The organism is Actinokineospora sp. HUAS TT18 (assembly GCF_051364635.1).
Lineage (GTDB): Bacteria > Actinomycetota > Actinomycetes > Mycobacteriales > Pseudonocardiaceae > Actinokineospora.
The window spans coordinates 3,506,010-3,519,554 of record NZ_CP195645.1 but is presented as its reverse complement, the minus strand read 5'-3'; the positions used below and the strand labels follow the sequence as shown (position 1 = coordinate 3,519,554).

General features: G+C 62.9%; 5 protein-coding genes and 1 pseudogene. 3 read left to right on the top strand and 3 right to left on the bottom strand.

What is annotated here, in order from left to right; translation table 11 throughout:
- Positions 1-194 precede the first annotated feature (194 nt).
- Together ACSHT8_RS15590 and ACSHT8_RS15585 are read left to right on the top strand one after the other, a co-directional pair.
- A complete protein-coding gene (locus ACSHT8_RS15590) occupies positions 195-2,846 on the top strand; it encodes a LuxR C-terminal-related transcriptional regulator (RefSeq protein WP_436502078.1) in 2,652 nt (883 codons plus the stop codon).
- A 323-nt stretch (positions 2,847-3,169) separates the two neighbouring features.
- Entirely contained in the window at positions 3,170-6,067 is a 2,898-nt protein-coding gene (locus tag ACSHT8_RS15585; RefSeq protein WP_436501746.1) for a helix-turn-helix transcriptional regulator, read from the top strand.
- Positions 6,068-6,118: 51 nt separating this feature from the next.
- Here the strand turns inward: ACSHT8_RS15585 and ACSHT8_RS15580 are convergent.
- The 3 genes and pseudogenes from ACSHT8_RS15580 to ACSHT8_RS15570 form a co-directional block, all read right to left on the bottom strand.
- Positions 6,119-7,420: pseudogene (locus ACSHT8_RS15580) on the bottom strand (ISL3 family transposase); the annotation flags it as partial.
- Positions 7,421-7,642: 222 nt separating this feature from the next.
- The gene (locus tag ACSHT8_RS15575) at positions 7,643-10,486 is read right to left on the bottom strand and encodes a helix-turn-helix transcriptional regulator (RefSeq protein ID WP_436501745.1); all 2,844 of its coding nucleotides are present in this window, start codon (positions 10,484-10,486) and stop codon (positions 7,643-7,645) included.
- 355 nt (positions 10,487-10,841) lie between these two features.
- On the bottom strand, positions 10,842-11,621 hold the full coding sequence (locus ACSHT8_RS15570) for a transposase family protein (RefSeq protein ID WP_436495584.1): 780 nt from the start codon (positions 11,619-11,621) through the stop codon (positions 10,842-10,844).
- 892 nt (positions 11,622-12,513) lie between these two features.
- On the opposite strand from ACSHT8_RS15570, the gene ACSHT8_RS15565 reads away from it, so the two are divergent.
- Entirely contained in the window at positions 12,514-13,341 is an 828-nt protein-coding gene (locus ACSHT8_RS15565) for an IS110 family transposase (protein ID WP_436501744.1), read from the top strand.
- Positions 13,342-13,545: the final 204 nt, after the last annotated feature.

Sequence of the window (13,545 nt, the reverse complement as noted above, 5' to 3'; positions counted from 1 at the left end):
CGAGTCTGGCACGACCAGATTGATCCGGTGAGCCTGCGGCGGTTGTCGATCTAGTCCGATGGTGTCGGGCATCGACTGACCTGGGATGATCCCAAATTTTGGGGGGTGTAGTAGGGGACACCCTAGTGTCCACCCGCATGCATCTCCGACAGAGTGATTTTGACTCTTTCCGGTACTCGCGGAGTGTGATCAACATGGTGTCTGCATCGCCGAGGCGGCAGGATGACCTAGGCGTCGACTGTGGCACAGTGCCGCTTCGTCTTCGGGATGTCGGCTTGGTTGGCCGCGAGGACGACGTCAGGAAGTTGATGTCCCTCGTAACCGCGCGCGATGGATACCTGGGAGCCGTGGTTGTGGGGCCTGTCGGTATTGGCAAGACAAGGCTTCTCGAAGAGATCGCCGCCGTCCTGGTGTCCAACGGACAGCGAGTGCTACGGGTGGCGCCCACCTGGGCTACGAAGGACCTGCCCTACGGCGCGCTGTCCGAAGGCGAACGCGCAGAGATCCAAGGCGTGACAATCGATCGGCTGGTCTGGCTGGCCGGGCGTCGCCCGACGAACGATCACCGAGGGACGTTGAACGTGACGGTCCTCGTTGACGATGCCCATCTGATGGATCACGGCACGGCCGCACTCCTCCTGGACCTCGCCAGGTCGAGGCGTGCCCATTTCCTTGTCGCGCTGGGAGGGAACGACGTACCGGCCCCCACTCGCAGTTTGTGGAAGGACGAACACCTTGCTCGCATCGATCTGGACCCGCTCGACGAGTTCGCGATGCGTCGCCTCGCGGCTGCGCTCTTCGGTGAGGCGATCGAGCACAGCGCGGTGGTCCGATTGGCACGGCTTGCCGATGGAAACCCCATGTTCCTCCGCGAACTTGCGCATGCGGCCCTCGATCAAGGCGCAATACACCGACGGGATGGGGTGTGGGTGATATGCAAGGACATTGTCGTCGGCCCGCGGCTTCGTGATCTCCTTGGACACCAGATGCGGTTGATCACGCGACCCGCGCATCGCGCTCTGCAGGTTGTCACGCTGGCTGAGCCCGTACCGATGGCTCTCATCGAGAGAATTAGCGGTGGTGGAGCGATCGCTGAGTTGGAGAAAGCCGCGCTTGTGCGACTCGTCGAACACGGAGAGGCGTCTGGCTACATGAATGCGGAGCGCCTTCATGTTCGACTCGCGCATCCGCTTGTCGGTGAGCTCGTGCGCAATGACATGGGTGTGCTGGAGCGCCGAGCCCTAGCAGGTGAACTGGTCAATGCTCACGCTGACTATGAACCATCGTGGCAGAATAGCGCACTCAGGATGGTCGAATGGCAGCTCGAGGCCGGACACGCAGTCGCCGAGAGCGCGTTACTAAACGCTTCATCCGCGGCGTTCGCGGTGGCCGACTTATCCTCGGCCACCAGACTTGCTTCTGCTGCATGGTCCATGTACGGCACCGTGGCTGCGGCGAATCAGTACGCCACCGTTCTGTTTGCGACCGGATGCAGTGTCGACGCGCACGCTGTGCTCGACAGTGCCAACATGTCCTTGTCAGGGACAAGTTCGTGCTTGGTGACGCGGGCGAGGGGCCTGATACTCGAAGGCCTGTTTGACCAGGCTCAGGTCCTTGTCGATGGCCAACATTCGGCAGAGACCGACCTGTGTCGAGCTATGATTGCCTACTTCCGAGGACAATTCGCCGTCGCTCACGGGCTTGCGAGTCCGCTGCTGGCGAGTTCCGATCCTGCGATCAGGGTTGAAGCTGCTGTCTTCGTGATGGCCGCACAATGCCACATGGGGAAGCCGCAGGATGCTCTCGAGATTGCGGAGCGGATTGAGGCAGACAAGCCGTACACAGGGCAGCTAGCTGTTCATCACGACTCGATTGTCGAGCTGGTCGCAGCAGCAAAGGCCGATCTTGGCGACCTTTCCACTGCGGTCCGCACCCTGACAGCCGAATTCGAGACCGCCGTGGCACGTCGAGTTCCTCGAATGGATGCGCAGAAGGGGCTCGCGCTCGGCTTTGCGCTGCTGGAGGTTGGTCGGGTGAAGGACGCGTTGAAGCTATTTCAGTTCAGTCCTTCCTACCGGGTTGGCTGGGAGCTGTGGCATGAACGCGCCACAGTGAACCGGGTGCTCGCGAGCGTGCTCGTCTCCGACGAACAGGACCTGGATGGCCTTGTCTCCCAACTACCATTAGTGGCTGAGCGCTTCTTCATCGGCTACCACTTGATCGCGCGCGCCTGGTATGCACATATGCGCTCCGACAGGGACGCCGTGCGCGCCCTGCTCGTCAGTGCGGCGGAGATCGCGCTTGAGCATGGCGGTCTTGCTGATGTCGCGATCGCCGTGCATGAAATGGGCAGGTTAGGTGTAGCCAGCACGGCTAGGCCGTTCTGGTCCGTAGAGGTCCAGGGGCCCTTCCTTAAGGCGAGACTGGACTATAGCAAGGCTCTCGCGGTTGATGATGTCGCCCTGCTCCGTGAGGTGGCGGAGTGCTTCGAACAAGCGGGTGCTGTCCTCTATGCCGCTGAAGCGTTCGCTGAACTGTCCAGGCTCCTCAAGCGGGCAGGCAGTGACCGGCTCGCGACTGAGGCAGCACGGCGGGCACGCCTCCATGTTGATCAATGCCAAGGGGCAATGTCGCCCGCGCTTGCCCTCTTGGACGCCGCTGCGCCCTTGTCCAAGAGGGAGCGGGAGATCGCCACACTCGCCGCCCGCGGTCTCGACGACCGCGCGATCGCCGAGAGACTCACATTGTCGGTCCGGACCGTGGGGAATCATTTGCATCGCGTCTACTTCAAGCTAGGCCTGCGTAGTCGGCGTGACCTCCGCGCGGCGCTGCAGCGAGACAACTAAATCGTTGGCGTTCAGGTAGTGGCGCCTTGCGACTGGGGAGCTGGGATACACCCAGCTCATGAGGGCCCGACGGCCCAAAGTCGTGCTCGCGCTGACCTTGGGATATCTGTGCAACCGCGAAACCTCGTCCGTCTCCCACTTCGCTGTTCATGGACGCGATCGTCAAAGACGCGAGCAAGTCGGCACCGCGCCATCGATGAAGAGTAGCTGCTACTCAACTCCGGTTCACGTGACCTCTGAGTGCGATGCCGTGCATCATGAGTAGTGATCACTCTACTTGGCTCGCGGGAACCCTGGGATAGTAGCGAACTAATGTTTGACGCGTGGCGCTTGTAGCGGGGAGTTGCAAGCTTCGCGGCATCGGCGCGATTCGCGAGGGTTTGAGGTTGGCCGAGATGAGGAAACTTCGCACTACGTTAATTGAACGTGATCCCGAGTTGTGTTCCGTGGACTTGCTGATCGATCACGCTGTGCGAGGAAACGGTGGTTTTGCCCTCTATCAAGGGGGTGTCGGACTTGGTAAAACATGCGTCCTTGACGCTGCGAGTCAAATTGCCGAGAGTCGAGGCCTGACGGTGTTGCGGGCGAGCGGCAGGAAGTCGGAACGTCAGTATGCCTACGGTCTCGTACGTCAATGGATTGAGTCGCATATTGGCCAGGACTTCCTGGAGTCCTCGACGAGTCCCTTGGTTGTCAGAGGGGCAAGTTTGTTTGGAGAGGCTTGCGAATCAGAAGCGGACCTTAGCGACTTCGCGGTATTACACGATCTCTATGGACTTGTTGTCCGACTAAGTCGCGAGCGTCCAATCGTACTGGTTGCCGACGATCTCCATTGGGCGGACCGTGGCTCACTACGCTTCCTCGCCTATCTTCAACCGCGTCTCTGTGCATTGAAGGCGGCAGTAGTCGCAGCTGTACACCCAGATCAGAAGACTTCCGATCAGTGGTTATTGGACCACGTCATGTTCGATCCGGCTTGCCAGATTGTTCGGCTCAGGCCATTGAGTGTCAAAGGCACAGCCGACCTTCTGACTGCGTCCATCGGCCGAGCTGTCGACGAGGACGCCGCGTCTAGTTGTCAGAGAGCGACGGGCGGGAATCCACGGTTGCTTAGCGAGGTTGCCCAAGAAATCAAGGACGATCTCGCGCCCTCTGATCCCAGTTCGGGCGGAGCTCTGACGTTCGGTTTGCGAGCACTTGAGGCTCGCATTGCGCTACGGCTGAACAAGCTTCCTGCGGAATGCGAAGCGCTCGCGGCAGCGGTTGCTGTTCTAGGAGACGACGTGTCACTCGCGGCTGCCGCCAGGCTGGCTGATCTTAGGCCGGCCCAAGCCGCGCGTGTCGTCGCAGAGCTTCAACGCGCCCATGTGTTCGATTCATCCACGTCCGCTGCCTTCACCCACATCACGGTCCGCTTCGTGCACCCAGTCGTACAGAAGGCTGTTTACGAGGCGATTGGAATCGACACAAAAGTTGCTCTCCACCTGAGTGCCGCTCGCCAGCTTGGCAGCGTGGGCGCGAACGCCGGACTCGCGGCTGACCATCTTCTGCGCGTTCCGGCGGTTGGGGACCGATGGGCAGTCGGATTGCTCCGCCTTGCCGCCGAAGACGCTCTTCACAAAGGAGAACCGGTTTGTGCCGTGAAGTATCTCGAGCGATGCGCATTGGAGTCGTTGGAATCAGACGCGCTAGCGGATACTCTCGCCGAGCTGGGCAAAACTACGGCGCTCGTGAACTCCGGCAAGGCGGTTGACAGCCTGCGCGCTGCGCTCGACCTCGTGGAACAACCGACCCTTCGAATCGAGTTGGCTAGCACACTCGGCCTGGCGTTGAATGCGACTGGCCGTAATGCTGCCGCCGTCGCGGTCTATCGGCGGGCGATTGAAGAGGTGGACGCCGGTGATCGTGACGCCCGGCAGCGCCTGCAGGCTGGCTTGTTCAACGCGGCTATGACGGACCCAACAATGCGTGAAGTGGCTGGTCAGCTCGCGAGCCGATGGCAGTCGGAGCCAGGAGAGTGCCGAGGTATCGGGGCGCGCCTCCTTGATGGAAAGATGGCTTTCCACGCGGCGATGACGGAGGTATGTCCAACGGCTGCCGACCGTGCAATGCGCTGCCTCGATGACGGCAAACTCGTGGAACAGGACAATGATGGCTTCGCATTCGTTGACGCTATCTGGGTGATGCTGGCAGCGGATCGCATGGAAGTCATGCATACGATTGAGCACGCGATCGCGTTTGCGCGCCAACGCGGTTCCGTAGTCGGAGTGCTAACAGCCAAGCTGTTTCGGGCGCTTGGGTCGCTATGGAAAGGCGACCTGAACGACGCGGAAGCCGACCTCGTGAAGGCAACTGAGATGGTGGACTCGACGCAGCTTCTAATTGGCCGACCCTATGTGGCAGCGTTCCTGGCCGATGTTCTGATGGAGCAGGGTCGACTAGTCGAGGCTTCCGCAGTGCTCGCTGACGTCCCCCTGGAAGCGCCACACTCTTCTGGCGCGCAGTCATATTGGCTACTCGACACCGCGGCACGATTGGCGCTGCTCAAGGGTGAGGTCGATATCGCGTTGCGCACTAGCCTGCTCTGCGGCGATCTAAGCACAAGTCACGGTTGGCTGAACCCGGCGTTCCTGGGTTGGCGGTCGACGGCTGCTGTCGCTATGTGGGAGATGGGAGATTTTAAGCAGGCCCGCGACATGGCATTTGCTGAACTTGCGCTTGCTCGGCAATGGTCCGCTCCACGTGCGCTCGGTCGCGCACTAAGAACCGCCGCGAGTGTCCATGAGGGCACGGACCGACTGGCGTATCTGCGGGAGGCTGATGTTGTTCTACGTGAATCTCACGCTCGCCTGGAGCGTGCGAAGACGCTTGTGGATCTTGGCGTGGCGCTGAGGGATGGTGGACAGAATGTCGATGCACGTCAGAACCTCTTCGTTGGGCTCGACTTGGCCCACAGTTGCGGCGCGCTAGGTCTGGCGGGGGAGGCGGACGCGCAGCTGCGTGCTTCGGGAGCACGCCCACGACGCCCCCTGACCACCGGCGTGGGTGCGCTGACGCCAAGCGAAAGACGTTCGTCCGAACTCGCCGCAGCGGGCCTTACGAATCGGCAGATCGCGGCTCAACTGTTTGTCACCGCTAAGACCGTTGAGGTCCACCTAGGCAGTTCGTATCGCAAGCTTGGTGTCGCAGGAAGGGAACAGCTCGGACAGTTCTTTGACTGAGCGTGTCATCTCATTCGAAGAGCATGGTGAATCCTGGCAAATGTGGCTCTTCCGGATTTGGAGTGCAAGCGCTCCGCGGTGCAGCAGTGATCGGATGCGGTAGTTGATCAGGTTGCGGAAGCCGAGAGCGTTGCGACGGAGGGCTTCGAGCCGTCCGTTGATGGCCTCGGTCGGCCCGTTCGAGGCGCGGTGGTCGAAGTAGGCCAGGACGTCGTCGCGGCGCCGGTGCAGTGTGCGCCCGAGTGTGGCGAGTTCGTCGAGCCCGGCTGGCAGGCCGCTGCGGAGTCGGTCGATCACCGCTGTGAGCGCGGTTCTGCCGCGGCGGCGGTCGTCGGTGCCGTAGGCGGCGATGATCTGCTGGTAGGCCCACCAGGTGACCTCGACCGCGACATGCTCCTCGCTGGCGAATACCGCCTCGAGCCGGGTGCGCTGGCGGTCGGTGAGCAGCGTGAGACGGGTCCGCAGGGTGCGGCGGACCCGGTAGAGCGGGTCACCGGCCCGTCCGCGGTGCCCGCGAGTGTCCAACTGGACGCGTTGGCGACACAGGTCGAGCTTGTGCCCGGCCAGCGCGACGACATGGAACGGGTCCATCACCGTGACCGCATCCGGCAGCGCGGTCACGGCGGCGCTCTTGTAGCCGCCGAACCCGTCCATCGCCACCACCTCGACGCTGTCGCGGAATCCCTGGTCGCGGGCATCAAGCCAGGTCCTCAGCGCTTCCGCCGAGCGGCCCGGGACCAGGTCGAGCAGACGTGCCGATCCCTGACCGGCCACGACCGCGGTGAGGTCGGTGATCACGGTGACGAACCCGTCGCCGTCGGCGCCGAATACATGCGCCCAGCGGTGCTCGTCGACCCCGATCACCCGTACTCCCTCGAGCCGGGCGGGCCCGGCGCAGAGCAGCAGCGCCTCGGTCGCGGCGACGGCGACGCTGTTCACGGTGTCCCAGGAGCGGCCCAGTTCGCGGGCGACCGCGGCGACGGTGGCCTTGTCGATCGCCAAGCGCCGCAACACATACTCGGCGCAGCGCCGGGTGGTCGAGGCCCCGGGACGGGCCAACCGACTGCTGTCATGGACGAAGATCTCGCGCGGGCAGCCGGCGTGGACACAGCGGTAGCGCGGCACCCGCACCCGCAGCAGCAACGGGTGCCCGACGACCGGGACATCGCTGACACGGCGCTCGATCCGGTCGCCGTAGACCCCGACCTGTCCGCACTCCGGGCAGCGACCCGGCCCGTCGACCAGCAGATCGGCGAACACCACCGTCGTCTCCCCGGCCACAGCCGCGTTGGTGATCGCCACCCCGAGCTCCACGGTCCGAACGATCGTGTCGGCCACGATCTGGGCAGGCAGGGCCGTAGGCTCCACAGCAGGGCTCCCGGGAGGTTGCTGATCAAGGCGTAGGAACCCGCATCATCAGCCGCCCGGGGCCCACCTCAGCGCAGCGACACGACCCGACTACCGCGGTCGATCACGTCCTCACCTGCACTCCGTTCCCGGAAGAGCCGCAAACGTCGGTGCTCCGCGAAACTCGCGCAATTGATGCGGCGGCTTGGTATTGGTTGTCTACGGGAATTAACTGTCTGAATTTGACAAGACTATCTGAGTAAGGTCCTGGCGGCGGGCAATTCCAAGTTTGCGATAGGTGCTGCTGAGGTGCACTTCGACTGTCTTGGGCGTTACGAAGAGTGTCTGGGCAATCTGCCGATTGGGTAGGCCCTGCGCGGCGAGTTCGGCCACTCGCCGTTCACTGATCGTGAGAGAACTTTGCCCGGTATTTCGTCGTTTGGGACGAGCGCCGACGACCCGAAGCTCGGTTTCAGCTCTAGCGGCCACCGGCTCCGCTCCGCACCGGAGGGCCATGTCCAGCCCGGCCGACAACGGTTTCTTGGCGGCCAGGCGATCGCCCGCACTCCGCATGGCCGCGCCCAAGTCCACGAGAGCCTTCGCGCGTTCGAGGATTGCTGGCGATTCTTCGAGTGCTTCAACTGCTTGGTGTAGCAGTGGAACTCGATTCCGGTCGTCGACCAGTCCGGCGATGCGGAGTGAGTGTCCCGTGGCCCTCGGTGTAAACCATTGCTTGGCGAGTCCCAACTGCTCGTAGGAGAACTTCATCGCTTCGTCAGTCCTTCCTAGCGCCTTAAGAGCTATGGCGGCTGTTGATCTCCATGGAAGGAAAGCCGGGTTACTTATGAGGCTTGAGGCAAGTTTCCGGCCGCATTCCATGCTCACGACCAACGATTCTGAATATTTGCCTTGAGCGAGGAGTAGCTTGGCCCGGCCATCCATCAGCCAGTAAGACGGCGTTGTGTGCGGATGAATAATTCCTGAGGAGGTTGCCCAATCCAGAGCGGCCTCTGCTTCGAAGAGTCTACCTTGCTCGAGCAGTATCTCCGAGTGTCTTGACGCCACGTACGGCCGGATGAGATCGACTTGCGCTACATCGGTCAATTGAACCGCGTACTGAGCGTCGATTATGGCATCGTTGAGTAGGCCTTGTTGGAGGAGCGCCAAGCACCGGAAGTACTTTGCTGCGATCAGCCACAGCATCGATCCGGTTTGGCTGGACTGTTTCTCGGCCGAGTCCAGGATGCCCATAACTCGGGGGTCGTCCGCGCCAATTAGCGACCAACAAGCATTACCGAATGTGACTAGCGTGCTGGGATCGCCGATGATCGCTTCGTCGGCTACCGTCCGCCACGCTCGCTCTATTGAGTCAAGGTCGCGTCCGATGAGCGAATCCCATAGGGCGATTATGCCGTCCAGTTGTCGGCTGCCAAGGCTTAGATCGCCGGATTCGTCTCGGAGGGACTCGACCAGTGACTTCCCAAATTGAACCGACCGAGGATCACTGAGCGTTGCGTTGAGCAAGTTGGCCTGAAGTCGCCGTCGCTGGTCGTCCTGATCCGGCTGGCCTTCAAGCTCGGCTAAGGCTTGTTTAAACACCTCTGCGGATTCGTCGTTCCGGCCGTGCATGTACAAGGCCGTAGCAAGAGCATAAGCCATACCTGCCCGAAGAGGTGTGCCGAGGGACATGTCCCACGCGGATCGCAACACTCGAATGGCTTTGGCGAGGTCGACCGCCATGGATGCCAATCCTAGCTGGATGAGTACCTCAAGTCGTTGCCCTGGTGGCAAGGACTCTTGTGCGCATCGGTCAAGGTAGGCGGCGGCTGCCTCGGGCGCACCACGTGACGATGCACGAGTTGCCGCAACCTTAAGGGTGTCGATATCCGCCTCATCGCCATCCGCTGGTGTGCGGAGGACATGTGCGGCCACGCGTTCGGGGTCCGCGTTCGTGCCAGCCAGGATCCTCGCGGCATCCTTGTGCTTCCTCATTTGGTCGGCGATGTCAAGTTGTTCGTATACCGCGTCTCGGATCAACGGGTGAACGAACTTCACTTGGTCGGCAGCGGACTCTCGGGTCACCGAGAGGACTTCCGCTCGCTGGAGCTTGGCGGCTGCAGCGGCTGCTGCGGGCGGACTCAGACCGGCCAGGTCGCCGACCAATGCCAATGTCGAATCGTCGCCTAACACAGATGCGGCGCGTGCCAGACTGACCGCGTCCTGCGGAAGTTGGCTCATACGTACAGCCATTGTCGTGCGCAACGCCTGCGCTCCGATGCGTCCTGCGGCTTCAGCGTTAGCGCCGGTTGGTGCGATTCCTTCCCGTCCGACCGCGCGCGCGAGTAACTCGACTAGGAGAGGATTCCCCCGCGTAGCTTCATGACAAGCGGCGATGAACTCTCGATCAGCGAGTGTGTCGGGACCCAGTTCGTGCTGGATGAGGTGAGCTGTGCCCGATTCGGTCAGTGGGCGCGGAGTGATCACCTGAGTGGCCGCGTCCGAGGTAAGGAGCTCCAACATGCGCTGATCAGCACCGGGCTCGTTGGGGCGCGCGCTAACAATCACAATCACCGGCAGTTCATCGATGCGGGGAAGTAGGAACGCCAAGAAGCGCAGCGATGCTCGATCGGCCCAGTGGAGGTCGTCCAAGGCCAGTACCACTGGGCGGTCCTCGGCCATGTTGGCGACCAACCAGTACAAACCATTTAGCAATGCGAAGTCTCCCACAGCGGGGTGATCTTGCACGACGTCGATCACGTCGCGTGCGTGGATGGCCGGACCTGCCAGCCAACGTTGTCTTTCGTCGTGCCCTGCCGCAGCGAGAGGCAGCTCGAAGAGTTGTCGCACCAGGCCAAAGCTTAGATTTCGCTCCAGTTCGGTGGCCCGTGCGCGAAGCACCTGGCAGTCCGCCTCAGACCCAAGTTGACAGGCCGCCTGGACTAGGGCGGTCTTCCCTATGCCCGCCGCTCCTTCGAGCAGGACGACTGTCCCACGGCCATGCTGAACTGCGGCCACCGCCGCCACAAGTACGTCGAACTCGCTTTCACGTTCAACTAATCCAGCAGACTCCATCCTGTAAGTGTGCGTCACGCGCACCCAGCAGCGTATGGGCATCGGTCACATTTCGGGCGTAGACCCCGCGCGGTCACGGTGCTCGTCCGCGCCGCTGCCGCAGGCGGTACCCACGAGCTCGTGGACTGGCTGCGCGCATGCAAGCTGACCTACTCGTCGGGTTTCGCCCTGCTCGATGACGCGGTCGAACACCACGCCCACTCTTCGAACACGCGTGGGCCCCGGCATGCGACGACGAGGGCACACACCACTGGCGCTTGGCGTCGCTGGATGGCCGAATACCTCCAACACCTCGCCGTCGAAGGTGAGAAGAGTTTCGTTGCACCAGGCGAATGCGTTTGACATTGAGCCCATTTCATCCTCTGGTGGTCTCGTGGTTCTGTAGGACGTGGATGGCTTTGGCCAGTCGGCCTGCGCGGCGTGGGCAGCAGCGGAGTTTGCGCAGGATGCGCCAGGTCTTGAGTTGAGCGTTGGCGCGTTCGCCGGGACCGCGGAGCCGGGCGTGGGCGCGGTTGGCGTCTTTCTGCGATTCCGGCTTGTTCCGACCCCTGTAAGGGGTGATCACGTGCCTGCCCGTGGGGTCGTAGCCGTGGTAGCCCTTGTCGGCCAGGGCGATCAGCCCTGCGTCGCGGAGGGCGGCGAGGATGTTCCAGATCCGAGCCGCGGCGGTGTCGTGGGTGCTGCCCGGCAACTGGCCCGAAACCCACAAGATCGCCCCTTCCGGTGAGGCGATGACCTGCAGGTTCACCCCATGGATCTTGTGCTTGCCGGAGTAGAAGGGGCGGTCGGCGGCCACCCGGTCGATCGGGATCAGCGTGCCGTCGACCACCACGTAGGCCACGCCCGCCCGCTTGGCCGTGCGCAGCGCGGTCCGCAGCTTCGGTGCCCGCCGCGCGAGCAGTTCCACGGTCTCGTCCACATACCGCCAGCAGGTGGTGGTCGACACGCCGAACCCGGCACCGACCTCGGCGAACGGCTCACCCTTGCGCAGATACACCAGCACCAGCAGGGCCTGCTGGCCCGGGTTCAACACCCGCCACCGCGACCCGATCTCAGCGCGGTGGGCGCGGATCAGGCCGGACACGAAAGTCAGGGTCGCATGCGACACGGGCAGCGCGGCACGGTAGAACAACATCTGAAGCCCCTGGGCGCAACTGGACGATCTTGGTCGAAAGTCCTGCTACCAGGGGCTTCGCCACGCCCAGACGCCGCCACGCCGACGGCCATCAACACGTGATCACCAGAAGTCTTGCCCACCAACACATCCACCTCAGGATGAAATGGGCTCATTGTCTACGCTCCAAGACATCAGCGATCGAATCAGGTCAGTTTGTTCGTCAAGCGCCATCCGAGGGCCAGCGCAAGGGCAATCATTCCGACCAGCGCAGCTACTGTGATCATTCGACCCCTCCACGGCCGACACGTGATAGCACCCGGCCCGCTGTCGTGACCACGTGTCGCACCAGCATCAGGGGAACCACCTACCTGTACCCCGAGGGTTTCTCCCGTTCGCACGCGCTCAACCCATTTGCACGTCGTACTCGACTCGGGTCCATCCCACCAGCGGCTCTGGCGCACTTTCGGGGAGTGTCAGCAATCTTGTGGGTGATGGTGTGATCACTCTGTCGATTACTGTGCGGTGAGCCGGTCGCCGGTTGTTCGTCTGGCTGACCGGCCTGTTGTGGTTGGTCGAACGGTGAGACCGTCCGGAACAGGGGCGTTGTTGGGAACGAGTATGGGCAGGCCGTTCTTACTCGATGGGCTGCGAGCCCGTGTTAGTAGTTGGCCGCCCTTGCGACTTGTCCGGCTGCGCTGTGAGCGCGAATCCGTAGGTGTCGTTCGCCCAGCCGTTTCCCCGTGGAGATCATGTTGGAGGCGGTGATGGGACGGTTCATCGGGTTGGATGTGCATCGCGATTTCGCGCAGATCGCGGTCGTCGACAACGGTGTCGTGGTTGACGCGGGCAGGGTGAGTGTCGCCCGGAGCGGTTGCGGGCGTGGGCGCAGACGCTGTGCGGTGATGATCAGGTGGCGTTGGAGGCTACCGGGAACAGCGACGCGATCGTGGCGTCGATCGGGCCTCGGGTGGCGCGGGTGGTGGTGTCGAATCCGATGAAGACCCGCGCGATCGCGGAGGCGAAGGTGAAGACCGACAAGGTCGACGCGCGGATTCTGGCGCAGCTGTTGGTGGCGGATTTCCTGCCGCCGGTGTGGCTTCCCGACGAGCGGACCCGCATGCTGCGCCGCCAGGTGGTTCGCCGGGCTCACGTGGTGCGCCAGCGAACGCGGATCAAGAATCAGGTTCATGCGATCCTGCATCGCAATCTGATGCCGCGTCCGCCGGTGTCGGATCTGTTCGGGCGGACCGGACGGACCTGGTTGGCGCACTTGGATCTTCCCACCGACGAGCAACACGCGGTGGGTGCTTTGTTGCGGCAGTTGGACTTCCACGGTGAGGAGTTGGCGCTCATCGACGGCGAGTTGGCGCGTGAGGCGCTGGGTGATCTGGTGGTGCGACGGTTGATGACCATTCCCGGCGTCGATGTCACCGTGGCGTTTTCGGTCATCGCGGCGGTGGGCGAGTTCGATCGGTTCGCCTCGGCGGAGAAACTGGTCGCCTATCTCGGGTTGCACCCCAAGATCCGTCAGTCCGGCGGCCAACCCGCAGTCCATTCCCGGATCACGAAGGCTGGCAACGGGCACGCCCGCGGGATGCTGGTCGAGGCCGCCTGGGTCGCTTCCCGAGCCCCGGGCCGCTGCGCGCGTTCTACGAGCGGATCAAGGCTCGGCGCGGGTTCCAGATCGCGGTCGTCGCGACGGCCCGCAAACTCACGGTCCTGTGCTGGCACCTGGTGACCAAGGACCAGGACTACGCGTTCGCCCGCCCCAGTCTGGTCGCGTTCAAACGCCGCAAGCTCGAGCTGGCCGCGGGCGCCGATCGTGCCCGCGCTCGCCGCGGACCGGGCTACGACTACAACGAACAAGCAGCTACGCCGCCACGAACGCGAACTCGTCGAGCAGGCCGAGGCCGCCTACGCCACCTTCGTGGCCCACTGGCAG

What these genes read in the sequence shown, in the direction of transcription:
- ACSHT8_RS15590 (WP_436502078.1), top strand. Translation starts at nt 195, where the DNA reads ATGGTGTCTGCATCGCCGAGGCGGCAGGATGACCTAGGCGTCGACTGT.
- ACSHT8_RS15575 (WP_436501745.1), bottom strand. Translation starts at nt 10,486, where the DNA reads ATGGAGTCTGCTGGATTAGTTGAACGTGAAAGCGAGTTCGACGTACTT.
- ACSHT8_RS15570 (WP_436495584.1), bottom strand. Translation starts at nt 11,621, where the DNA reads ATGTTGTTCTACCGTGCCGCGCTGCCCGTGTCGCATGCGACCCTGACT.